The 24,724-nt window shown below is 31.1% G+C and carries 24 protein-coding genes; 8 read left to right on the top strand and 16 right to left on the bottom strand.

The genetic code is table 11. The features are described from left to right. The 5 genes from APS56_RS03495 (at position 1) to APS56_RS03475 (ending at position 4,628) form a co-directional block, all read left to right on the top strand. Complete coding sequence (locus APS56_RS03495) at positions 1-1,032, top strand: agmatine deiminase family protein (protein ID WP_054724812.1); 1,032 nt, start codon at positions 1-3, stop codon at positions 1,030-1,032. Positions 1,033-1,219: 187 nt separating this feature from the next. Beyond that, positions 1,220-1,837, top strand: a complete 618-nt coding sequence (locus tag APS56_RS03490) for a peptidase associated/transthyretin-like domain-containing protein (protein ID WP_054724810.1) — start codon at positions 1,220-1,222, stop codon at positions 1,835-1,837. Positions 1,838-1,949: 112 nt separating this feature from the next. Continuing rightward, positions 1,950-2,495, top strand: a complete 546-nt coding sequence (locus APS56_RS03485) for a DUF4251 domain-containing protein (RefSeq protein WP_054724808.1) — start codon at positions 1,950-1,952, stop codon at positions 2,493-2,495. Between the two features lie 176 nt (positions 2,496-2,671). Next, positions 2,672-3,553 (top strand): carbohydrate kinase family protein, encoded by an 882-nt coding sequence (locus APS56_RS03480; protein ID WP_054724807.1) that lies wholly within the window; start codon positions 2,672-2,674, stop codon positions 3,551-3,553. Positions 3,554-3,629: 76 nt separating this feature from the next. Next, complete coding sequence (locus tag APS56_RS03475) at positions 3,630-4,628, top strand: metal-dependent hydrolase (RefSeq protein WP_054724805.1); 999 nt, start codon at positions 3,630-3,632, stop codon at positions 4,626-4,628. A gap of 26 nt (positions 4,629-4,654) precedes the next feature. Here APS56_RS03475 and APS56_RS03470 read toward each other — a convergent pair whose 3' ends face one another. The 16 genes from APS56_RS03470 to APS56_RS03395 all read right to left on the bottom strand — a co-directional run bounded on the left by APS56_RS03470 (position 4,655) and on the right by APS56_RS03395 (position 20,133). Next, entirely contained in the window at positions 4,655-4,948 is a 294-nt protein-coding gene (locus APS56_RS03470; protein WP_157757597.1) for a hypothetical protein, read from the bottom strand. A 15-nt stretch (positions 4,949-4,963) separates the two neighbouring features. Further along, positions 4,964-6,037 (bottom strand): cytochrome d ubiquinol oxidase subunit II, encoded by a 1,074-nt coding sequence (cydB, locus tag APS56_RS03465; RefSeq protein WP_054724801.1) that lies wholly within the window; start codon positions 6,035-6,037, stop codon positions 4,964-4,966. 2 nt (positions 6,038-6,039) lie between these two features. Next, a complete protein-coding gene (locus tag APS56_RS03460) occupies positions 6,040-7,371 on the bottom strand; it encodes a cytochrome ubiquinol oxidase subunit I (RefSeq protein WP_054724798.1) in 1,332 nt (443 codons plus the stop codon). A 251-nt stretch (positions 7,372-7,622) separates the two neighbouring features. After that, positions 7,623-7,919: a thioredoxin gene (gene trxA, locus APS56_RS03455; protein ID WP_054724796.1), complete on the bottom strand. Its 297-nt coding sequence runs from the start codon at positions 7,917-7,919 to the stop codon at positions 7,623-7,625. A 12-nt stretch (positions 7,920-7,931) separates the two neighbouring features. Continuing rightward, positions 7,932-8,921 carry a c-type heme family protein gene (locus tag APS56_RS03450; RefSeq protein ID WP_054724794.1) on the bottom strand — a complete coding sequence of 330 codons (990 nt, stop codon included), beginning with the start codon at positions 8,919-8,921 and terminating at the stop codon, positions 7,932-7,934. An 11-nt stretch (positions 8,922-8,932) separates the two neighbouring features. Next, complete coding sequence (locus APS56_RS03445; protein ID WP_054724792.1) at positions 8,933-9,199, bottom strand: heavy-metal-associated domain-containing protein; 267 nt, start codon at positions 9,197-9,199, stop codon at positions 8,933-8,935. Between the two features lie 6 nt (positions 9,200-9,205). Continuing rightward, a complete protein-coding gene (locus tag APS56_RS03440) occupies positions 9,206-9,568 on the bottom strand; it encodes a rhodanese-like domain-containing protein (protein WP_349267778.1) in 363 nt (120 codons plus the stop codon). A gap of 288 nt (positions 9,569-9,856) precedes the next feature. Further along, the gene (locus tag APS56_RS03435) at positions 9,857-13,162 is read right to left on the bottom strand and encodes a T9SS type A sorting domain-containing protein (protein WP_054724788.1); all 3,306 of its coding nucleotides are present in this window, start codon (positions 13,160-13,162) and stop codon (positions 9,857-9,859) included. A 259-nt stretch (positions 13,163-13,421) separates the two neighbouring features. Beyond that, on the bottom strand, positions 13,422-14,582 hold the full coding sequence (locus APS56_RS03430; protein WP_054724787.1) for an iron-containing alcohol dehydrogenase: 1,161 nt from the start codon (positions 14,580-14,582) through the stop codon (positions 13,422-13,424). A 10-nt stretch (positions 14,583-14,592) separates the two neighbouring features. Continuing rightward, positions 14,593-15,225, bottom strand: coding sequence for an NAD(P)H-dependent oxidoreductase (locus APS56_RS03425; RefSeq protein ID WP_054724784.1), 633 nt, complete (start codon positions 15,223-15,225; stop codon positions 14,593-14,595). Positions 15,226-15,241: 16 nt separating this feature from the next. Next, on the bottom strand, positions 15,242-15,907 hold the full coding sequence (locus APS56_RS03420; RefSeq protein ID WP_054724782.1) for a Rossmann-fold NAD(P)-binding domain-containing protein: 666 nt from the start codon (positions 15,905-15,907) through the stop codon (positions 15,242-15,244). A gap of 1 nt (position 15,908) precedes the next feature. Further along, the gene (locus APS56_RS03415; RefSeq protein ID WP_054731123.1) at positions 15,909-16,493 is read right to left on the bottom strand and encodes a TetR/AcrR family transcriptional regulator; all 585 of its coding nucleotides are present in this window, start codon (positions 16,491-16,493) and stop codon (positions 15,909-15,911) included. Between the two features lie 498 nt (positions 16,494-16,991). Beyond that, entirely contained in the window at positions 16,992-17,384 is a 393-nt protein-coding gene (locus APS56_RS03410; protein ID WP_054724780.1) for a hotdog domain-containing protein, read from the bottom strand. A gap of 104 nt (positions 17,385-17,488) precedes the next feature. Further along, a complete protein-coding gene (locus tag APS56_RS03405) occupies positions 17,489-18,142 on the bottom strand; it encodes an HAD family hydrolase (protein WP_054724778.1) in 654 nt (217 codons plus the stop codon). 17 nt (positions 18,143-18,159) lie between these two features. Beyond that, positions 18,160-18,945: a carbonic anhydrase gene (locus APS56_RS03400; RefSeq protein WP_054724776.1), complete on the bottom strand. Its 786-nt coding sequence runs from the start codon at positions 18,943-18,945 to the stop codon at positions 18,160-18,162. A gap of 87 nt (positions 18,946-19,032) precedes the next feature. Next, positions 19,033-20,133, bottom strand: coding sequence for a heparan-alpha-glucosaminide N-acetyltransferase domain-containing protein (locus APS56_RS03395; RefSeq protein ID WP_082379238.1), 1,101 nt, complete (start codon positions 20,131-20,133; stop codon positions 19,033-19,035). Positions 20,134-20,407: 274 nt separating this feature from the next. On the opposite strand from APS56_RS03395, the gene APS56_RS03390 reads away from it, so the two are divergent. From APS56_RS03390 to acs, 3 genes are all read left to right on the top strand, one after another. After that, positions 20,408-20,662 (top strand): DUF4212 domain-containing protein, encoded by a 255-nt coding sequence (locus tag APS56_RS03390; protein ID WP_054724774.1) that lies wholly within the window; start codon positions 20,408-20,410, stop codon positions 20,660-20,662. Further along, a complete protein-coding gene (locus APS56_RS03385) occupies positions 20,646-22,376 on the top strand; it encodes a sodium:solute symporter family protein (RefSeq protein ID WP_432416445.1) in 1,731 nt (576 codons plus the stop codon). The genes APS56_RS03390 and APS56_RS03385 overlap by 17 nt, the downstream gene beginning before the upstream one ends. A 260-nt stretch (positions 22,377-22,636) precedes the next feature. Continuing rightward, positions 22,637-24,544 carry an acetate--CoA ligase gene (gene acs, locus APS56_RS03380; protein ID WP_054724772.1) on the top strand — a complete coding sequence of 636 codons (1,908 nt, stop codon included), beginning with the start codon at positions 22,637-22,639 and terminating at the stop codon, positions 24,542-24,544. Positions 24,545-24,724 lie beyond the last annotated feature (180 nt).

Raw genomic sequence — 24,724 nt, 5'->3', positions numbered from 1 at the left:
ATGAGACGATTTCCAGCAGAATGGGAAAAGCAACAAGGTATTTTACTTTGTTTTCCTCACAATGGTAACGATTGGCCAGGAAAATATCAGGCTATCCAATGGGCATTTGTTGAATTTATTAAAAAAATATCAGCTTATGAACAGGTATTCCTTATTGTAGCAGACGATAAACTTAAACGCAAAGTTTTGGAGTTATTAATATTAGCGACTGTAAATCTTGACAAGGTTTCTTTTATTATACATAAAACAAATAGAAGTTGGATGCGTGACTCAGGACCTATAATTGTGATGAATGGTTCTCAACGTGAAGCTATAAATTTTAATTTTAATGGTTGGGCTAAATATTCTAATCATCAGTTAGATAAGTTCGTGCCTCAAAAAATAGCAGATTTTTTAAATATGCCTTTAACTCAAGCAACCTATAAAGGAAAACCAGTTATTTTAGAAGGAGGAGCTATTGAAGTGAATGGAAATGGAACGTTAATAACAACCAAAGAGTGTTTATTACACCCAAAAATTCAAGTACGTAATTTAGGGTTTACTAAATTGGATTATGAAGCTATTTTTAAAGAATATTTAGGCGTTACCAATGTTATTTGGGTAGGCGATGGTATTATAGGAGATGATACGCATGGTCATATTGACGACTTATGTCGATTTGTAAATAAAAATACGATTGTTACGGTTGTAGAAAATAATACTAAAAGTCCTAATTATAAAGCACTTCAAGATAATTTAAAAATATTACAAAATGCCTTGTTAGAAAATGGAGAAAGCCCTAACATTATAACTTTGCCAATGCCAAAGGATATTGTTTTTGATGGCTTAACACTCCCTGCAAGTTATGCTAATTTTCTTATTTTAAATAACTGCGTGTTGGTTCCAACCTTTAATGATGCTAATGATAGAGTAGCTTTAAACGTTCTTACTGATTGCTTCCCTGAGAGAGAAATTATTGGTATTAATGCTATTGATCTTATTTGGGGGTTTGGAACATTGCATTGCTTAAGTCAACAGATTCCAGAAAAATAAATTATAATTCGTATGTTTTTATATTTACTGATGGACTTAGTTTTTTTAAAATTATAATTTCATCGTCAAATTTTGCAATTCATATTTACTGTTAATCTATTCATCGTAATTATAATACGTTTGTGTATTTTTTTTTATCATAAAGCATGAATCAATTAGATTTGAGGTAATTACAAAATATTCCCTCATGAAAAATTTATTAAATTTACTACTGTTTGTTTGTTTTATAAGTGCAAACTTTATACTTGAAGCCCAAGAAACTACAAAGGATTCTTCTGATTATGTTAATCGTAGCCCCATTTATGATTATTCAGAAGCTAAATTAAATAATACAGATAGTATTCCAGATTATGAAACCAAATCAGCAAAGCTAAAAATAACAGGAACTATTTATTTAGCAGATGGTGTTACACCAGCAAAAGACGTTATTCTGTTTATTTATCAACCTGATGAAAATGGTGAATATGAAATGAAAATAGATAATAACAAACGCTATGTTCATAATAGAAGCTGGATAAAAACAGATGCAGATGGAAAATATACATTTTATACATTTGTTCCTGGTAAATACTATCGTAGTGGAGAATTTAAAGCCATTCATCCTATAATAAAAGAACCAGGAAAACCAGAATATAATATGTATTCATTTCTTTTTGACGATGATCCAGCTTTAACAAAATCTTGTAGAAAAAAATTAGAACGTAAAGGTATTGATGCTATTCTTAAATTGGATAAGAAAGAAGGAGTGTTTATTGCGCAAAAAGACATTGTTTTAGGAGAAGGGGTTTATGAAAACTCGCTTTAAAACAAATTTAATAGTAGAAAAGGCGTTATTTACTATTTAGAAATATACTGATTCGTTTCATTTCGCTTCAGTATATTTTTGTATTTTAGGGAGTATTTCAAATAAAATTTAAATGAAACCCTTTGCGTATTATATAATTTCTATTGCACTTATATTGGTGTCTTGTTCTTCATTAAAAACCAATGTTAGTCAGGCAAGTATTGATGCACTTGATCAATTAGTTCGAGATAAACATTTTAGAATTGAATCAGATTGGGCTTATCCGCAAACAACAGCAGCTATGCAGCAAATAGCAAACTCAGGTTTATTAGGGGTTGGAAATTCTGCAAATGCAATTAGTTTAATTGGAAATTATAATCACTTAACTATTTCAGGAGATAGTATTACATCCTATTTACCATACTTTGGCGAACGTCAAATGCAAGTAGATTATAGTGCAACAAACAGTGCTATACAATTTAATGGCATCATAAAAAATTATACGAGTGCAAAGAATAAGGATAATAGTTATACTATTTCTTTTGAAGCAAAAAGTAAATCAGAAAATTTTAATGTTTCAGTAAAAATATACCCAAATTTACGAAGCAATATGGCACTATCGGGTATGTCTCGGTTTTCAATTCAATATTCAGGAACTGTAGAATTAATTACTCAATAACACCAGATTAAGGTTTTAAAAGTTATTTATCAAGTGAAATACTTATTTTTACTTATTGAGGTTTCTACCAAATATTATTCAAGCCAAAATTTTAATAAAAATAAGGTTTACTAAATTTTGAGATTCTTCTTTAATCTTAAATACCAATTAATCGTAACATTTTAAATATAAATTAAATGAAAAATATAGTTTGCTTTGGAGAAGTTTTGTGGGATGTATTTCCAACACATAAAAAAATTGGAGGAGCACCTTTAAATGTTGCTATTAGATTACAATCTTTGGGTAATCATGTTTCAATGATTAGTAGTATTGGTAAAGATGAAAATGGATATAAAATTGTTGAATTTATAAAAGAAAAAGGCATATATGTTGAAAGTATTCAAGTTGATGAAAACTTAAAAACCGGCAAAGTAAAAGTTGTTTTAGATGACACTGGTTCAGCATCGTATACTATAAATTCTCCTAGAGCCTGGGATAATATTCAGGTAACAGAAACAGCAATAAAAACATTGCAGCAAGCAGATGCTTTGGTGTTTGGAAGTTTAGTAACTCGTAATGAAGTTTCAAAAAACACATTGTATACACTTTTGAAATTAGCAAAATATAAAATTTTTGATGTTAATTTAAGAGCCCCTTTTTATACGATTGATATTTTAACTCATTTAATGAATGAAGCAGATTTTATTAAATTTAATGATGAAGAAATTATAGAAATTGCTAATAAGTTAGGTTGTAAAACTCTATCATTAGAAGAAAATATAAAATTTATAGCCATACAAACGAATACAAATACCATTTGTGTTACCAAAGGAAGTGACGGTGCTGTTTTATATTATAACAATATATTTTATAGTAATAGTGGTTATAAAATTAAAGTTGTAGATACCGTTGGAGCTGGTGATTCGTTTTTAGCCTCATTAATAAGTAAATTATTAAATGAAACTCCACCACAAGATGCTATTAATTTTGCATGTGCAGTTGGAGCTCTGGTTGCAGGTAACGAAGGTGCAAACCCCAATATTGAGCCTGAAGCAATTCAAAAAATGATAGGTAGTTAAACAAACAACAAAAGGTTTTTTTATATTAAAGTATTTTGGTGTTGTTTGATAACCAAGACTTACTTTAGCTAACTATATGGATTCATTAACTCAAATAGTATTAGGGGCAGCTGTTGGCGAAGCAGTTTTAGGTAGAAAAGTTGGAAATAAAGCCATGTTGTATGGCGCTATAGCAGGTACTATTCCAGATTTAGATGTTTTTGCATCGCATTTTACAGACTCTGTATCAGCACTTTCCATACATCGAGGCTTTACTCATTCCATTGTGTTTTCAGTACTTTTTGCACCTATTTTTGCTTGGTTAGTGTCTCAATATGAAAGTTTTAAAGATTTTAAAGGCTGGTCATGGCTGTTCTTTTGGGCATTTATTACACACCCAATATTAGATGCGCATACTACTTGGGGGACTCAATTATTTTGGCCTTTTGATTTAAGATTGGCATTTAAGACTATTTTTGTTATTGACCCCCTTTATACCTTACCTCTTTTAGTATTCTTAATACTTGCTATGTGGCAAAACAGGACTTCTGAAAAACGTTTTTTTTATAATAAAATAGGATTGATATTAAGTTCTTCATATTTAATATTAACATTTTTTTTGAAATGGATGGCGTTTACTCAGTTTCAATCTGCTTTAAAAAAACAACAGATAAATTATCTTCAATTAGATACAAGACCTTCGCCTTTAAATACAATATTATGGAGTGCTAATGTGGAAACAGAAGATGCTTATTTATTGGCTAATTATTCATTTTTTGATACACAACCTATCACATTTGTAACTTATCCTAAAAATCATGAACTTTTGGGTAATCTTGTTGAAAATGAGAGTGTGGAGCGTATGTTAGATATTTCTGAAGGTTGGTACACTATAACTAAAGGTGAAAAGAATCTTTATTTTAATGATTTAAGATTTGGATTATTAAGTTTAGCACCTAAATCTGAAAGTTTTGTTTTTCAATATAGAATAAATATAGATGCTAAAGGTGGAGTTCAATTTGTTGAAGTTGAAAAGGATACAAGAGATGGTAAAAAACTGCTATCTGAATTATGGATGCGTTTAAAAGGAAATTAATTAAAAAGAAATTACTCTTTATATTTCTAATTGATTTTATTAGATATCATTTTTCCAAACAATAGAGCAAAAATGCCTCCTAATGCAGATATGAGCATATTTATCGCTAATCGGAAGCCATCAAAATCACCATTATTAATTATCGACCAAGGGTCAAAGCCCATTCTTCCAAAAATTTTTATAAATAAAATACTTCCAAAAACTCCCGCAATAGTATTTCCTATAATACCAAATGATTTTTTTTTAAAAGCATGCCCAAGGCTATTAGCTGCAATTATTCCCATAAGAATACTAATCAAAGAAATTAATGTTCCCGTCATAACAATCTGTATATTTTAATGACCATAATCCATATGATCTATTTTTCCTGCTAATAATCTCTTTTGTATTATTATATAAATAAATAGTAGAATAAAGCCAATAATACCCCATGTAAGAGCTACGGACAAACCATATTCTGAAGCAGATGTATTATAAATGGTTAAATGCTCATGCGTATTATTAATAGAAGGTAATATAATGGGGAATAATGAGGCCAAAGTAGATGTAATTCCACCAACAATTAATAAGCTTGATAAAACAAAAGCATGGCTGTCTTTTTTTATTTTTTTGATAAAAAACAAGCCAATAAGCCCGATAAAATAGACAATAGGAAATATAATTAAATATGGTTTGTTAGAAAAGTTATCCAAAGAATTAGGATTAACTATTTGCCATACAAATAAAGAGAAAACCGTAAGAATTGTCAATATTATATTTAGCTTAAAAATGACGCTTTTTAGTTTGTTGTTTATAGTTGAATTGGTTTTTAAAATAATCCAATTAGCACCATGAATAGCCAAGGTTATCACAGATATAAACCCTATGATTATTGTAAACCAATCTATAACTCCAGGATGTTCCGCTAATGGGCTAAAACTACTATTCCACAATGGCAGAAAAAAATAAAGGCCTTCGTGTGCGGATACACCGTTAGTTACACTTCCTAAATTTACCCCTCTAACAATATTGCCTAATGCGATACCAAAAAATAGCGCTAATAATAAACTGGAAACACCAAAAGAAGTATCCCATATATCTTTCCACATTTGATATTTAAATTGGCTTCTAAACTCTAAACCAATAGCTCTAAATATAATTAGCCATAAAACAATTATTAAAGGCAGATAAAAACCACTAAATACGGATGCATAAAAAGTAGGAAAAGCCATGAATAGCATGCCACCAGCAGTAACTAACCAGACTTCATTAGAGTCCCAAAATAAGCCAGCAGATTTAGCAATGACTTCTTTATCTTTCTCTTTTTTTGCAAAAAACAGATGAATAATTCCTGCTCCAAAATCATAACCATCTAAAATAAAGAACATAGCTAATACAATCGCTATTATTATATACCAAAATATTTCCATAATTAATGTGTTTGATGTTTTGGACCTTCATTAATAGTTTTGCCAACTAAGACTAAAAATAATAAACCTAATAGCATATATAAAGCCACAAATCCAAGTAAAGTAAACAATGTATTACCAGATGAAACGGTAGGAGATATACCCTCACTCGTTTTTAATAATCCATAAACCAAATAGGGTTGTCTTCCTAATTCTGTGGTATACCACCCTGTAAGGTTAGCAATGTAAGGAAAAGGTACCAAAAGCATAATAACCCAAAGCAATGGTTTTAAGGTGTATAATTTTTTTCGCCATAAAAAGAAAAGTGCTATTACCATGACTCCAATAAATATGGTTCCTAAACCAACCATAATATGGTATGAATAATAAAGTGCTGGAATATTATCTGGTAATTCGTTTTCTTCAAATTGATCCATACCAGGGATTTGTTTATTCCAATCTTGATGGGTTAAAAAGCTTAGTATATTGGGAACTGCAATTTTATTATCTAATTTTTTTTCAACCATATTAGGTTGACCAATAAGTACAATTTCAGCTCCCGCTTCTTCTGTTTCAAAAATACCTTCCATTGCAGCAAAAGCTGCTGGTTGGTATGTAGCAACATTTTTAGCATTCCAGTCTCCAGTAGGAAAAGCAACCAATATACTTGAAATCAATCCAAAAACAATTCCAGTTTTTAAAAATAATTTCCCGTACTCGGTTTGTTTATTTCTTAAAATATAAAATGCCCCAATACTTGCTACAACAAAAGCTGATGTTACAATAGAAGCGAATTGATTATGTAAAAAAGCGGGTAGAAGCCAAGGGTTAGTAAAAAGTGCAGAGAAGTTTTCTAAAACAAATTTACCATTGTCTAAAATTTCATAACCTACAGGGTGCTGCATCCATGCATTGGTTGCTAAAATAAACCAGCCACTTGCCCACGAGCCTAAAAACACTAAAAAACCAGTTAAGAAGTGCAATTTTTGTCCCATTAGCTTTTCCCCAAAAATAAATAGGGCTAAAAAAGAGGATTCTAAAAAAAAAGAAAACATACCTTCCATAGCTAATGTCTGTCCTATAATACCACCAGTTAACTCAGAAAATTTTGACCAATTGGTGCCAAATTGAAATTCCATTGGAATACCTGTTACAACTCCCATTGTAAAATTAATGGCAAAAATTTTCATAAAAAATTTTGCTGCATTATTATATTTTTCAAGTTTGGTTCGGAGATATTTCCATTTAAAATAGACTATCATAAGCGATAATCCCATAGTTAATTGTGGAAATATGTAGTGAAAAGTGATAGTAAATGCAAATTGCAATCTATCGTAAAAGATCATGTCTTCCATATATCGATATTATGTTTTCAAAAATACAAAGCAATAAGTTAATTTAGAGTAACTTTTATCACAAAAAAAAGACTGTCCGAGAGATGACAGCCTTAAAGTTGCTATTAATTTTATTAAAGAGTATTTTAACAAAAGAATATTAATTCTGTTAAAGTAATATTTATAATTTCCTTTATTGTAACACATGTTACACTACGTTTAGTGTTTTGTTAGGAATTAAATTTTTGGAGCTATTAAAAAATAGCATTATTTTAAATTGCAGAAGTAATAATGTTAATTAAATCATTTTTTTGAACCACACCAGATTGTCTCCATACCTGTTTCCCATTTTTGAATAAAAGCATTGTAGGCACCCCTCTAACTTGATATTTTGAAGCTAAGTCTTGGTTTTTATCAACATCAATTTTAATTATAGTTACCCGTTCTTTTAAATTATCTTTTACATCTTTTAGTATAGGACTCATCATTTTGCATGGCCCACACCATTCTGCAAAAAAATCAACTAAAACGGGCGTATCTTGATTTATAATTTCTAAAAATTTGCTCATACCTGATATATTTTATTTGTCAAAACTAACATTCCAAATACCTCTAACTTCATTTATATCATAACCAATAGCTTTATCTTGTGGGTATAAATTTTTAAGCTTAGTTAATGTTGGGATTTTTATATCTTGATTAGGTTTTCCATGGCATTGTAAGCACATGGTATTAGTTGTAATGGGATAAAACACATGTACTTTGTTGTTAATCTGACTCACAATAGGTTTTGGTTCTTTTTGATTTTTAATATCTGCTTTAAAAGAATTAATATATACTAATTCTTTACTATTTGCTTGGTTATTTTTATTTCTTGGTTTGTCTGAAACACGTTTAATTATGGCGTGATTAGCTATAGACATACTATCTGTTAACGGAGATGCTTTTTCATTACAAAATATTAATGCTTCTAAAGTCCCTTGTTTCTGAATGGTCCCCATTAGGTTTTTTCCCAAAACAGCTTTTGTAGCTAAAGCATATTTTAAACCGCGTTCACCATAAGGTATATCTTGAAAATTAGCTTCTGCCTGTTGGTTTTTTATACTTTGACCCTGTTGTCTAAGTCTTAAACCTCGCTCCTGACTATAATGGGCATCAAACCACTCAGGTTGCTCAATATCAAAATCGTACATGAAATCTGCTATTTGTTTGATGGTTTCTTCAGGATATGGTTGCTTAGGCATAACTCCAAAACGTTTAATCGCTCCAAACATTTTAGCATTATTTTCGTTTGGATTTTTAATCCAAGCCTGCATGTCTGCTATAAATTGTTCTTTTGTGGTATGGCTATTTATATATTGCTTTTTTATAGCAATCATTGGTGGAGCAATACGATTGTTTTCATTAGCGGATGGACTGTGGCACGTATAGCAATTAATTTCCATTAACTTTTTACCAGGATGGTTATTAGTTTCCTTTTCCTTATTTATAATAGTATGTTCTTTATTTTTAGAATTGTTACAACTAATAATAAGAACAGAAAAAACTAATATTATAAATATGTTTTTCATGATTTGTTTTATTATGAAAACTTTCCAGTAGCACAACTTACATAAGATTTTGCCTTAGAAACTATATTATTGTCATCATCAATAGTCGGATAACCTAAAGTTTTAAGTTTATTTTTTACAGAAAGTACATCTGTGCTATTTAAATAATTAAATGACACCTTACCTTCATCAATATCTATACTAATATCTGAAATATTTTCAATTTCTGATAATTTATTAGTTATGGTTTTTGAGCATCCACCACATTTTAAATTTTGTACTATAACTGAAGTTTTCATTTGTATTTAATGTTTGTAATTTAGAATACCGCCTTTTAAATCGTAAATTTTTTTAAAACCCATAGCAACTAATTTATTGGAAGCTTGCTTGCTTCGGGCGCCACTTCGACAGTATATGTATAGCACCTCCTCTTTATTGAGTTTATTGAATTCATCAGCAAAATTTTTTGAAAACAAATCAATGTTTTTTGCATTTTTAATATGACCAGTTTTAAATTCCCCTGATGTTCTTACATCAATTAATTGTACTTTTTTGTTTTCAATTTGTGACTTGTATTCTTTAGGGTTTAATATTTCAATAGCACTATTTTGAATAGCTTTGACACCAAATAAAGTGGTAAATATAGACATGATAATTATGTGTTTCACTTGTGTTAATTAATTAAACAATTGTTGTAAAACTAAATTATGTCGAAATATTACCTAGTAACGTATGTTACATAAAAAATAAGATTGAACACAAAAACTATTTTTTAATGTAAATACCATGAAAGTACATATAAAAATATGAAAAAAAGTTATGATAATCTTGTATTATGTGTTAATATATTAGGAATAAAAAGGTATGTTGCAATTATATACAGATGTAAATAATTTAAATATAAAAGCCAGTTAGTTTGTGATAACTAACTGGCTTTTTTGCAATTATAAAGAAGATTATTTTTTTACAATCTTCAAAGCAATATTTAATTCAGAAATATGTAAAATATAAATTCCAGAAGGCAATGTTGCTACACGTTCTACTGTATTAGCAGTATTAGATAACTCCATTTTTTTGCTATATACCACAGTTCCTAAAATATCAACAATTTGAACAGTAGATGTAATATTTACTGGTGTATTTAATTGTAGATGCAACGCATCATCAAACGGAATAGGATAAGCTTTAATGCTATTTGTGTTAGTATCAATATCTGTGATACTTAATGTAGGCCCCTGATTTCCTGGCGAAGCTATTGCAGGTTCTCCCATATCGTTTATTGCAGTTGCAACTGGCATATATGGTGCTTCATTAAGACTGCTAAAAGCACCTTTTTCTACATCATATGATTGTCCAGGATTTGAATTTGTATCTGGAAAAGATTCAACATCTACAATTGTTCCCACAGTAGTAGGTTCTCCAATCCATAAAGTAACAGTATCTCCACCGCCACCTAAACCGGCTCCAGCATATAATCCTATTTGAACATCTGTAAGGTTATAAACACCACCCCAAACAGCTATAAAATTATCTGTGTTAGCGGCGTCAATAGCAATTACAGATTCTCCTGGTTGTATAGAAGTAATACCACTTATTAAAACAGCAGATGCTGGATCTTGGGAGTCATCATCAAAATAAAGAGCACCTAAAGCAGGAGTCCATGCTATTGGGCCATTGTTAGTAATTTCAAACCAATCTGCGGTAAGGTTTTCACCAGCTCCATTTCCTGGCCAAATTTCTGTAATATTTAACAACGGACCAACCAATTTGTTATATGAATTAGGTGTATTAATAGCTTCACCGTCTATAGGTGTTCCTGTAAATCCTATCAGACCTTCACCATCAAAATCATTTCTAATCCAATCAGATGTTGAATTTGTATTTACACCATTAGGAATACGTGAGGCGGCTCCAACTTTAAGGTTAGCAGCATCAAAATTTGGAGTTAAATTTAGCGCATAAACAAAATCTGAAATATCTCCATCAGAACTAGCAATACCATCAGCAATAGTATTCCAGTAAGGCATATCTAAAGTTCCATCATTATTTACATCTACATCATTTCCAAGTAATCCTGTAAAACCTTCTACTAACAATAGTGTTATGGTTCCATTACCTATTACATTATCTTGATAAGGCGTTGTCCAATAGCCATTTTCATTGGTTGTTCCTAAGGTAAAAGTACTGTTTATTAAACCAGTTGTTCCATCATCACCAGAAACTTCAACAATAGTGTATGATGAATAATCAGTAAAAGGATCTCCATAAATTTCTACAAATTGTGATGTATCACTGCCTATATGATCCGCAACAAATTCATTAATAATTGGTGCTTTAATAGTAGGAGAGGTTACAGCTCCTAAAGTAATAATGTCTGTTCTAAATTTTTTCCATTCACCACGATGGTCTTTATTTTCTTCACCATCATTATAAATAACTGTAGCTCCTAAGTCTACTAATAGTTTTAGTGTATCTGTATCTCCATCACTTCCTAAAAAAGTTGTATTAGGTAAGGCAACTAAGCCTTCAAACGAACCACCTGTATTTAATGCTGTTAAATCTACGCTTCTTAATTCTGGGGTATCAACAGCATTACCTGTCCAAGTATAAAGTTTAAAGTCATTTTTAGTTCCAAAAGGCCCGCCAATTAAGATACAACCATTTTCATTACATTCCATACTTCTTAAACTTCTTCCTTTTAAGTCAAGTAATATAGGAGTGCCAAAAGCAGCAGAACCAGCAGGCATACCTGGTAAGTTTACAAAGTTAGTTACAGGAATAACAATAGCTTTGTTTTCTGATGTAGAACTACGTAAACCTAAGTATGCTGTTGTAGTGCTATTAGGAGCTAAAGCTAACGCTTCAATTTCTACTATGGTGTTTAAATTAAAATAGTTGGCACCTAATCCATGTTCATTATTCGAATCCCAAGCTAATAAATCGTCATGCAAGCTGGTGTACTTATCTCCGTATACTAAATTTGAAGTAGCACCTGTACCTGATATAGTAGTTGTAAAAATCACGGATCTATCTTCTTCAGCCGTAGAACCATTCCAATATATTGTATTTCCTAATCTGAAGGCACCTTCTAAATCGGCTTCTTCAGTAGAACCTAAATCTGCGTTAAAGTCAATAGATTGAATAGGTAAACCTGATTGGTTACCATCGTATAACCGAATGGTTTGATCTTCATCATCAGCAATCCAAATATAGTTGTCTTCTATTGCTATGCCAGCAGAACCATCTGAAGCTCCTGTATAAAAACGACTTGTTGTAGGTGAAACTGAAGCTTCCGATGCCGCATAATTAATGGTATAAGTAGACGTATTCATATCCGCATCTTCAACGCTTACTGTAATGGTTGAAAACCCTAAAGCTATAGGGGTAATAGTTAACAGGCGATTACCATTTGTTCCTGTTAATACTAAATTTGTATTAGGAACTGTAGTTTCGTCACTACTGCTAACAGTTACTGTCAAATCAGCTACAGGTGTTTCTGCATCTATAATATTAAAAGGAATACCAATAGTGCTTGCAGGGTCGGTTGGATCGTTTACAACACCACTTACATAACCTGCGTTGGTTTCTGGTAAATTTAAAAATGTTGTTAAGTTTGCTGTATCTACACTAATAACAAGTGTTGAAGGCGTTATAGGTCCTTGATTACCTGGCGAAGCAATAGCAGCTTGTCCTTCATCATTTATAATGTTAGTAGCTGCAGCATTATTTGCATTAGCAACGGTACTAAAAGCAGGTGTTTCTAATTCTAAATCGTAAGACTGTCCTCCGTTGGCATTTGCGTTTGGGTATGTTTTATAATCAATTATATCATCAACAGTTAATGGAGATGCACCTAAAAACAAAGTGACACCATCGCCATCGTTGCCTAAGCCAGAGCCATCCGAATAACCAATTTTAATTCCAGTTAAATCGTAATCTACAGACCAGGTTGAGGTGAATTCAGTAACTTCAGTAGCTTCTCCTAGTATAACGATAACACGTTCTCCTGGTTGTATGTCTGTTATACCAGTAATAATATCAGCGGCAGTAGGATCTTTCGAATCATCATCATAATACAAATCGGCATCTACACCAGAAACCCAAGCAGCAGTTCCATTGTTTTTAATTTCAAACCAATCTGACGTTAAGTTTGAACCTGGTTCATTTCCTGGCCAGATTTCGGTAATTTCTAAAGAAGCCTGAGAAAAGCCAATGAAGCAAGTTAGTAATAAAGCACTAAAAAAGGTAATTTTTTTATACATAATGTTTTTTTTGGATTAAAAACCGAAATTAGTTCTGCAGTATTAATCCAATTAAAACTTAATATGATGTATCGGTTAAATAAACTTGTTATTAGTTAATTAATTGTTTCTTTAGGTCTTTTATGATTGTACTGCTTGTGGATTGTTTTTCTTTTATATATTAGAGAATAATGAATGTTATTGAATAATAAAATGTAATAAAAAAAGAGTTGAATGTTAACATTCAACTCTTTAAGTTTCTATTGTTGTTGAGATAGAATTAGTATGTCATTTTAACAATTTTCTCAACCTTATCAGGTGATAAACTTTGATGTTCTCCTAAACCTAACCAACCACGATTTGTAAATCGTTTAGCAATTTCCTCTGCGGTTCCGTCATAATCTTTTGTATAGTCAGATAATTTGGTGTTAATTCCTAATTCATGAAAAAAAGTAATTGTTTTTTCAATAGCAGTATGTGCTTTACTATCTATCGAACCTTCAGTGATATTCCAAACACGTTCCGCATATTGTTCTAATTTTTCTTTTTTACTTTCAAAATTAAACTTGTAATGACTTGGAGCAATAACAGCAAGTGTTCGAGCATGGTCAATTCCAAATAAAGCTGTTAGTTCGTGACCCATAGCATGTACAGCCCAATCTGTTGGAACGCCTTTTTGAATTAATCCATTTAAAGCCATGGTGCAACTCCATATAAAGTTAGATGCAGCTTTATAGTCTGTAGGGTCTTTTAATATTTTTGGAGCGATTTCAATTAGTGTTTGTAAAATGCTTTCAGCAAATCGATCTTGTAATGAGGCCTCAACAGGGTAGGTCATATATTGCTCTAAAACATGAGTAAAGGCATCTGTTATACCATTGGCTAATTGACGTTGGGGAATAGAAGCAATAACTTGAGGGTCTAAAATAGAGAACTCAGGAAATAATCCAGGACCACCCATGGCAAGTTTTTCTTTTGTTTCCTCACGTGTTATAACGGCTCCAGAGTTCATTTCCGAACCTGTTGCTGGTAAGGTTAATACTGTACCAAACGGCATGCCTTTTTCTGTTCTAATATTTTTAGATAAAATATCCCAAGGTGTATCCCCATCATATATTGCTGCCGAAGCTAAAAATTTGGTGCCATCAATAACGGAACCACCACCAACGGCTAATAAATAAGTGATGTTTTCGTTTTTAATAATTTTTAAAGCATCCATTAATACAGCATATTCTGGATTTGCAGGAATACCTCCAAACTCAGTAACATTAACTTTTTCTAAAGCTTTTTTTACTTGATTGTAAATACCATTGGTTTTTATACTTCCTCCGCCATAAAGTAATAATACCTTGGCATCTGTAGGAATTTCATTTTCTAATTTTTTAATTGAATCCTTTCCAAAAATAATTTTGGTAGGATTTTTAAATTCAAAAGGGTTCATATTATTCGTTTTATTCAATCACAGTTACTAAATCTTCCATAGGTTTTCTAACTTTTACTAAGTTTACTAACCAATCATTTTCTTCTTTTCTGTAACCTAATGGTAATAAAACGGCACTTCGTAAACCTTTTTCCTCTAAACTTAAAATTTCGTCTACTGCGGAAGGCGTAAAACCTTCAATAGGAGTTGCGTCAACACCTTCAAAAGCAGCTGCAGTAATTGCTTGTGAAAATGCTATGTAAGCTTGTTTTGCAGCGTGATTAAAGTTTTCTTCAGCATCTTTTTGTGGATATGCATTTAAAAGCATTTGGCGGTAATTTTCCCAGCCTTCATTTTTAAATCCGCGTATCTCGTTGGTTAAATCGAACATATAATTAATTCTATCGGCCGTGTAAGTGTTCCAAGCAGCAAAAACAAGTAGGTGTGAGCAATCTGTAATGACAGACTGATTCCAAGCTACAGATTTAATTTTTTCCTTTATTTCTTGATTTTTAACGACTATAATTTCAAAAGGTTGTAAACCACTTGAAGTTGGAGCTAAACGAGCAGCTTCTAAAATTCGTTCTATTTTGTCTTCAGCTACTTTTTCGCCATTCATAGCTTTTGCAGCATATCTCCAATTCAATTTATCTAATAATTCCATGTGTTCAATTTTGTTTTTAATTATTTTTTGAAAGTTTTTTTATGTCATTTGAAGTAATAATTACTTCGGTTTTATTTGAGTTGTTTGCTAAATTTAGCATGGTTTGTGCAATATCTTCTGGGTCAGTAATTTTATATTGTTTTAAATTGCCAAAGAATAAAGGTTGAATTACTTTAAATACAATCAATCCAATTTTTTCTAATAAACGATTTTCTTTGCGTTTCCCACCAATTATTGAAGGCCTTAGAATATAGGTGTTTTTTATACTATATTGTAATACATCTTCTTCCATAGTACCTTTTATTTTATTGTAAAACAACTTACTTTTTTTATTGGCTCCCATTGCAGAAAGCACTAGAAAAGTATCAATATTGTTTTCTTTGGCTAATTTAGCAGCTATTACAGGAATCCCATAGTCTATTTGTTTGTATAGTGATTTGTCTGGTGTTTTCTTGGCTGTTGTTCCAATACAACAGTATACTTCGTCTGCTAAAAAATCTGAATTAAATTGTTCCAATTCTAAAAGGTTACCAATATATTGAGTGACTTTGTTAGGTAAGTCTTCAATTTTTGAACGTGAAATTAATTTAATACTGTCATACCTAATGTCTGTAATTAATTTATGAAGCAGTATATTTCCCGTTAAACCAGTAGCTCCTAATATAATTGCTGATTTTTTCATGTTATTTATAAACTTTTATACTGTTCCAAGCAGATTGAAAGGCTTCTTCTAAGTGAGTTTTATTTAATTGTAAATCTCCACGTTTTTGAGCTATCATTAAAAAAGATAGTGGATTAATGGCATAGGCATATAATATGTAGTTTGATACTTGTTTTATAACCCCTTCTTTTTTTCCGCGTTCCCAAAGATCGAGGAGAGGTTGCAAATGTTTAATGCCTTCTTTTCTAGAGTATTCGTCTATCATGGGTGTGTTATCACATTGCGCTAAAAACATGGCATTTTCACATTCATTAAGTTTAAAATCGGCAATACGTTTCCATATACTTTCAAAACCATCTTTTACTGACATTTTTTTATTATAAGTTTGAAAAGCAAATTTTGTGTATTTGGCTTTCACTTCAATATAAGTTTGATTAACCAAATCCTGTTTGTTTTCAAAATATAAGTAAATTGTAGCGGGCGAAACGTTTGCTATTTTTGCAATTTTACTCATTGGTGTTGCATGAAAACCATTATTATTAACTAATTCGATAGTTGCTTTAATTAATGCATTACGTTTATCAATACTTTTTTGAAGTTTTGCCATTTCAAATAATAAATTATAGTGCAAATGTAATAAAAAATGAATGTTCATTCTTTTTTTTAACAAAGATTTAAACAAACATCGAAAAGGTAGTGGTTGACATAAAGGTAGGTTGTAATAAGTTAGCAATGAATTTAAGGGTATAATATAAAATAACACACAACAGAATATGATAAAAAGAAGTATTGATTTTATTTATTTTGTTGAATAAGTTTACTTACAATCAGGCAAATATAATTTGACTTTGTTTTAATTGCTGAAAAGAAATATAATTAAATTAAAACAATATTTTAACGTTTGAAAAGTTTCGGCTAAACCCTGAATTAAAAATGTATTATAGTATTTACTGAAATTGAATTTCAAAAAAATAAGTTAACTGTATTAACATTAAAAAAAGTTATTTATATTATTAATGTATGCCTTCTTTTTTATCTAATTTATTCAACGGGGTGGTGTTTATTAAAGATAATATGAACAAGTTTTAGTTTATTTAAATAATTACTAACTTTCTAAAATATGTTTATCTAAAACAAAGCAAACAAACTCTCCTTCAAAAACCAATACTTGGTTTTGATTTTTTACAATAACAGATACTGTGATTTTTTTTTCATCAGAACTTTCAATAACATGAGCAAAAGCGGTTACTTCGTCATTTAAAACTACAGGTTTTATAAACTTTGTAGTGGCTTTACCTAATACCACGGTAGGTTTGTTTATAGCTAACATAGCTGCATAATCTGCTAAACCAAAAACAAACCCACCATGAGATAAGTTGTAGGTATCTACAATCATATCCGGGGAAATTGTTAACTTAACTATAGCAGAATTTTTTTCTAAGGATGTTGCTGTTCCTATTAATTTTTTTGAAGCTAAATGGTGAGTATTAATAGTCATTTTTATTTTTTATTTAGTTAAAGGATGTTTTAATCACAGTTGGGTATGTATTATTATAAACCTATACAATGGAAGTGATAAGATTAAAAATCAATAGATTAATTTTATGTTTGTAAAACTTTAATCAAATCTAAGGGGTGGTTTAATATGTGTTTTGCTCCAGTATCTCTTAATTCTTTTATATCTCTAAAACCCCAAGAAACTCCAACGGGAAGCAAATTGGCATTTAAAGCTGTTTGAATATCTATGGATGTATCACCTACATAAAGAGTTTCGTCAGGCTTTACTTGTAATTCTTTACATATTTGTAAAGCAACAATAGGGCTTGGTTTTTTGTGAGCTTCAAATTTCAAGCCCAAAACAGGGTTAAAATAATCAGGAAATAGAGTTGAGGCAATTTTTTTAGTAAATTCATCTGCTTTGTTAGAAAGGATACTGATTTTTAATTGCTTATTTTTTAAAACATCTAACAGGTCTATAATTCCAGGATAAGGTTTTGTTTTATTTGTGCATTGGTTTCTATAAACAGACATCATGGTGTTAAAAACAGTATTTATTAAAGAGTCATTTATATGTACTGCTGGTAATGCTTTTTTTACTAAGCTTTTTATACCACTTCCAACAAAAATTTGATAAGTTTCATAGCTATGTGTAGGGTAACTATAGCTTTTAAGTACAATGTTCATGGCATCTGCTATATCTTCAATAGAGTTAACAAGGGTTCCGTCTAAATCAAAAATAACAGCTTTATATTTCATGTCTTCAAAAATTAATATTAGTAATTCAATTTAACAATGCGGTTATTTAAAGCCTGTTCATTTCTATAATTGTTTAGAGGCATGTTGTTTTTTAGTTTAATTACTTCATCAACGGATAAAATAATTGGCTGTTTAAATACAACCCAATTTACGTTTTCGGTACATGGTGGGGTTGTTAATGAACCATCATAGGAATAATAATTTTTATCTTCTAAAAATAAACTTGATAAATCAATTTTTTGATGAATATCTTTAGTTGCACCATTTTCTAATGGAATGAAACTTTCAAAAAACTCAAAAAGAGGACTTTGATTCCCTTCTTCCCCTAAAATACCTAACACCGTAATTTTACCTGTTTTACTAAGGTGTACCAAATGCATTTCAATGGGGTAAATAATTCCGTTTATCTTATGTTCAGAAGGTTCATGGAAATGAATTTGTTTTAGGTGAAAAATTTCATTTTTATAACTGATAGAATCACCAGCTTCAAAATCAAACTGTATTGAGTGCCCATTATTTATAACTTTACTCAAAAGTGTGGTTGGCGAGTATAGTATTTTTAAATTGTCTTTTGTTTTTACAGAGTCAGTATCTTTATCAATAATATTTATTGGAGATTGGTACTTGCCATTGCAGTCGGAATTTTTTTCAATTTCAACCCAATGTTCGGGAGATGTTTCACCAGTATAACTCCAATGTTGTGAGTGTGCAGCTTCCGGAGTATGTGTTATTTTATTTTCGTGTTTACATGAAAAGTTAAGTAAAAGCGAGGCGCAAAAAAGCAAAATGGCTTTTGTGTTCATAATATAAATATTTGGAAAGTTTTAATGTTGCAAAATTAAAGATATCTGTGGGACAAAGTATGTTATTTGTCATGTTTTGCATTTTAATTATGAGTTGCTTTCGTTTTTGAATTCACCAGTCATTTTACGAATTAAATTATAAACAAGATGATTGGTTTTTGCATAATGGAAAGAAATAAAACACACAAGTATCATAAAAAGAATAGCACCAATAATAGCTTCGGTTGGATCTAAAGATTTATTCAAATATTTTTTAAGTCCATAGCCTGTAAAACTGCCATAAAGTATGATAAAATGTACTACATAAATCGAAAGTGTTTTTTCTCCTATTTTAGTTATAATTGATTGTTTTAAAAATTGTTCAAAAGCATAAAATAAACCAAACAAAACAAGTACATCACCTAATCTTGAAAAAAGATAGTTATAATTAGCACTCAATTTAAATAGTTCAATATGAGTAAGATTATTAAGTGTTAATAGAAACCAAGAAGAATGGTTTATCAAAAAATATCCTACTGTAAAAAAAATAATGATAGTAATTACTTTAAATAGGTTTTTATGTACATGCCTAAAAAATACAGTAGATAAAAAAGCTCCAAAAGCAGAATACCCAAACCATGGTAAAATAGTAAAAACAGACCCGTTTGTTTTAGTCATATAATTAGCAAGAAATTTAGGAACAGTTTCTAAAGTAAGGTTTCTATAAAGGGGCTCCGAAACAAAACACAAACATCCCAATAAGAAGAGCACCACAGAAAAAATATAACTATGGTTTTTTAATAAAACATGAAATCCAACTAAAATGATTAAAGATAGCCCAATACATTGCAGTACGTCTACTACTAAAAAATAAGTATTGATGGAGCCTTGGAACCAACTAAAAATATTAATTCTTAAAGAATAACCAATGGTTAAGAGTAGCAATCCTCTAAAAAGTCCTTTTTTAATTCGAGGTTTATCGTCACCTTTGGCATTGGCTCGCAATAATAAATAAGCAAAAACTAAACCAGAAATGGTAAAAAAAGTAGGAGCAGTAATACCTCTAAAATAAGCCCAAACGTTGTAAACACTGCTGTTAGAATTACAATAAACGGGTGCTAATAGTGTGTCTATAAAATGACCTTGTAGCATCATTAAAATGGCAAAAGCTCTTACGGCATCTATAAAATATAATCGATTAGATAGCAATATAAATTGGTTTTACGATTATAAATATACTTTTAAATAATTGAAAGGTTATGCATGTTAAATAGATTATTCATAAAAAAATTAATTTAGACAGCATGTAAAGTTTTTATGAAGCCTAAACTCCCTTTTATAGAGGGAAATCAGAATTAACAAATTTGAATTTATTAGATATTCATTTTGTGGTCACGCTAATTCTACTTAAGTTAGCAAGCATCATTTGTTAAAATTGGTGATGCAAAATCAATAAAAATACAACTAAACTAAACCAAAAAACATGAAAAACAACAATGCAAAAGCGTATTGGAAAGAAAATATTCAATACCTATTTATTCTATTATTTATATGGTTCTTAGTATCCTTTGGAGCTGGAATTTTATTTAAAGATGCACTAAATGATATTAAATTTGGTGGATTTAAATTAGGATTTTGGTTTGCACAGCAAGGTTCTATATATGTATTTGTTGTTTTAATTTTTGTATATGTTCGCATTATGAATAAACTTGATAAAAAGTATGGTTATAATGCATAGTTTGTTAGTTGAGAGTATAGGTGTTCAAAATTGGACCTATATTTTAGTGGGTATAACGTTTTCAATTTATATTGGAATAGCTATTTGGACTAGAGCAGGATCTACAAAAGAGTTTTATGTTGCAGGAGGTGGTGTATCTCCTTTAGCAAATGGAATGGCAACAGCAGCAGACTGGATGAGTGCCGCATCATTTATTTCTATGGCAGGAATTATTTCCTTTGCTGGCTATGATGGAGCTGTTTATTTAATGGGATGGACTGGTGGTTATGTACTGTTGGCATTGCTTTTAGCACCTTATTTAAGAAAGTTTGGGAAATTTACTGTTCCTGATTTTATTGGAGATCGCTATTATTCCAATACAGCACGTTTTGTTGGAGTAATTTGTGCACTTTTAGTTTCTTTTACTTATGTAGCAGGACAAATGCGAGGAGTAGGCTTAGTATTTTCTCGGTTTCTGGAAGTAGATATAAATACAGGGGTAATTATTGGTATGATAATCGTTTTATTTTATGCCGTTTTAGGTGGAATGAAAGGGATTACATATACACAGGTTGCACAATATTGTGTATTAATCTTTGCTTTTATGGTGCCCGCAATTTTTATATCGATACAAATGACAGGAAATCCAATTCCACAAATAGGTTTTGGAGATACTCTAAATGATGGCTCAGGGATTTATTTACTTGACAAGTTGGATGGTTTAAGTACCGATTTAGGTTTTGATGAATATACCGAAGGTTCAAAATCTTTAATAGATGTTTTTGCTATTACCTTGGCATTGATGGTAGGAACGGCAGGTTTACCTCATGTTATTGTTCGATTTTTTACAGTAAAACGGGTGAAAGATGCTCGAAAATCAGCAGGGATAGCACTACTTTTAATTGCTGTTTTGTACACCACAGCGCCTGCAGTTTCAGTTTTTGCAAGAACAAATCTTATTGAAACTGTATCTAACAAATCATATGCTACAATGCCAGAATGGTTTAAAAAATGGGAAACCACAGGGCTAATAACCTTTGATGATAAAAATAACGACGGGACAATTCAATATGTTGCTGATATATCTAAAAATGAATTAGTTGTGGATAATGATATTATGGTTTTGGCTAATCCAGAAATTGCAAATTTACCCGACTGGGTAATAGCTTTGGTGGCAGCAGGAGCTTTAGCAGCAGCATTATCTACAGCTGCAGGCTTATTGTTGGTTATTTCTTCATCAGTTTCTCATGATTTAATCAAGAAAATGGTTAAAAAAGATATTTCTGAAAATGGCGAATTAATAGCAGCTCGTTTATCTGCAGTAATTGCAGTTGTAGTAGCGGGTTATTTTGGGATTAATCCACCAGGCTTTGTCGCTGCAACTGTGGCATTGGCATTTGGTCTTGCTGCAGCTTCCTTTTTTCCTGCTATTATTTTAGGCATTTTTTATAAACGGATGAATAAAGAGGGGGCTATTGCTGGTATGGTTGTTGGTATTACCGCTATGTTGTTGTACATGGTTAAATATAGACTCGGCTGGTTTGATGATACTTTGCCAAATGAAAGTGAATGGTGGTTTGGAATTTCACCAGAAGGTTTTGGCTCTGTAGCCATGATTTTAAATTTTTTAGTATCTGTTATTGTTATGAAATTTACGCCAGTGCCTCCTGAAGATGTTCAAGAAATTGTTGAGAATATTAGAATCCCAAGTGGCGCAGGAAAGGCTACTCATTAACCTATATAGTATGCCTCATGCTCTAAAGCATGAGGATGCTTTTTCTATTTAGCTTCCTCCTAAGTCAAAAGAACTAAGTGGGTTGTTTGATTTTAAAACGAGTATAAGCTTGTAGCTTACGTAAGTCATAAAAAAAAATAACAAAATAAAAGCATTTAATAATAAATTCAAGTTAAGATTGCAATAGTAATAGTAAAAGCATGATTATTTTATTATTTTCGGAAAATCAATCTAAAGTTAAACTACCTTAAGAATAAAACATGAGTAATTATCATATCAAACATTTAGAAGAATATTATCAAGTTTATAGAAAATCAGTAAGAGAGCCAGAAAATTTTTGGGAAGAAGTAGCCGAAGAACATTTTATGTGGCGGAAAAAATGGGATAATGTTTTAAGTTGGGATTTTTCTAAACCAGAAGTTAAATGGTATGAAGGCGCAAAATTAAACATTACTGAAAATTGTGTTGATAGGCATTTAAGAACTCGAGGGGATAAAACGGCCATTTTATTTGAACCAAACAGCCCTGATGAAGAAGCTCAACATATTAGTTATTTGCAATTACATGAACGAGTATGTCAGTTTGCCAACGTATTAAAAAGTCAAGGTATTAAAAAGGGTGATAGAGTTTGTGTTTATCTTCCCATGATACCAGAATTAGCTATTTCTCTTTTAGCATGTGCTAGAATTGGAGCCATACATTCTGTAGTATTTGCAGGATTTTCTGCTACGGCATTATCAACTAGAATTAATGATTCCGATTGTAAAATGGTTATAACGAGTGATGGCTCATACCGGGGATCAAAAACCATTGATTTAAAAGGCATTGTAGATGAAGCCTTAGAAAGTTGTGATGGAATTAAAACCGTTTTAGTAGCTAAACGAATTAATTCAGACATTAGTATGAAAGCAGGACGAGATAAATGGTTACAACCACTTTTGGATGCTGCTGAAAAAAAATGTGAGCCAGAGATTATGAATGCAGAAGATCCGTTATTTATATTATATACTTCAGGTTCAACAGGTATGCCTAAAGGCATGGTGCATTCTACTGCTGGATATATGGTTTATTCAGCGTATACGTTTAAAAATATTTTTCAATATACCGAAAATGATGTGTATTGGTGTACGGCAGATATTGGTTGGATTACAGGGCATAGTTATATTTTATATGGACCATTAGCAAATGGAGCTACCACTTTGATGTTTGAAGGTGTTCCACATTATCCAGATTTTGGACGCTTTTGGGATATCATTCAAAAGCATAAAGTCAATCAATTTTACACCGCACCTACAGCCATTCGTGCGTTGGCAAAACAAGGTTCTGAATTAGTTGAAAAATTTGACTTAACATCTTTAAAAGTTTTAGGGTCTGTAGGAGAGCCAATTAATGAAGAAGCTTGGCATTGGTATAATGACAATATAGGAAAGAGAAAAAGTCCAATTGTTGATACGTGGTGGCAAACCGAAACAGGAGGTATTATGATTAGTCCTATCCCGTTTGTTACACCTACAAAACCTACGTATGCAACCCTCCCATTTATAGGAATTCAGCCAGCTTTAATGAATGAAGATGCAGTAGAGTTAAAAGGGAATCAAGTGGAAGGACGTTTATGTATTAAGTTTCCCTGGCCGAGTATGGCGCGAACTATTTGGGGGAATCACCAACGTTATAAAGATACCTATTTTTCAGCATATGAAAACAAATATTTTACAGGTGATGGTGCTTTACGAGATGAAGTAGGCTATTATCGTATTACCGGTAGGGTAGATGATGTTATTATTGTTTCGGGTCACAATTTAGGAACAGCACCTATTGAAGATGCTGTTAATGAACACCCAGCAGTTGCAGAATCTGCAATTGTAGGTTTTCCTCATGATGTAAAAGGAAATGCACTATATGGTTATGTTATTTTAAAAGATACAGGAGAAAGCAGAAATCATGATAATTTACGAATAGAAATTAATCAGATTATAACTGAGCATATAGGACCTATTGCTAAATTGGATAAAATTCAGTTTACTATTGGTTTACCAAAAACCAGATCAGGAAAAATAATGCGTCGTATTTTACGAAAAATAGCATGTAAGGATACTAGTAATTTAGGCGATACAAGTACATTACTAAACCCAGAAGTGGTTCAAGATATAATAGATAATACCTTATAGAGGCATTTCCAAAATTTTGTATTCATTAGTTAAAAACAATCCAAGATTTAATTAATTTTAAATTTTGGATTGTTTCTTTATTTTAGGTTCTTATTTTAAGTTTGTTTACTAAAATTTGATAAAGAGAACGTTGACAGGTTGACCTCATATAATCAGTAGAGCAAAAAACTTTGGATTTAT

This window comes from Pseudalgibacter alginicilyticus (assembly GCF_001310225.1).
GTDB classification, from domain to species: domain Bacteria; phylum Bacteroidota; class Bacteroidia; order Flavobacteriales; family Flavobacteriaceae; genus Pseudalgibacter; species Pseudalgibacter alginicilyticus.
This window is presented reverse-complemented; position numbering and strand designations above follow the sequence as displayed.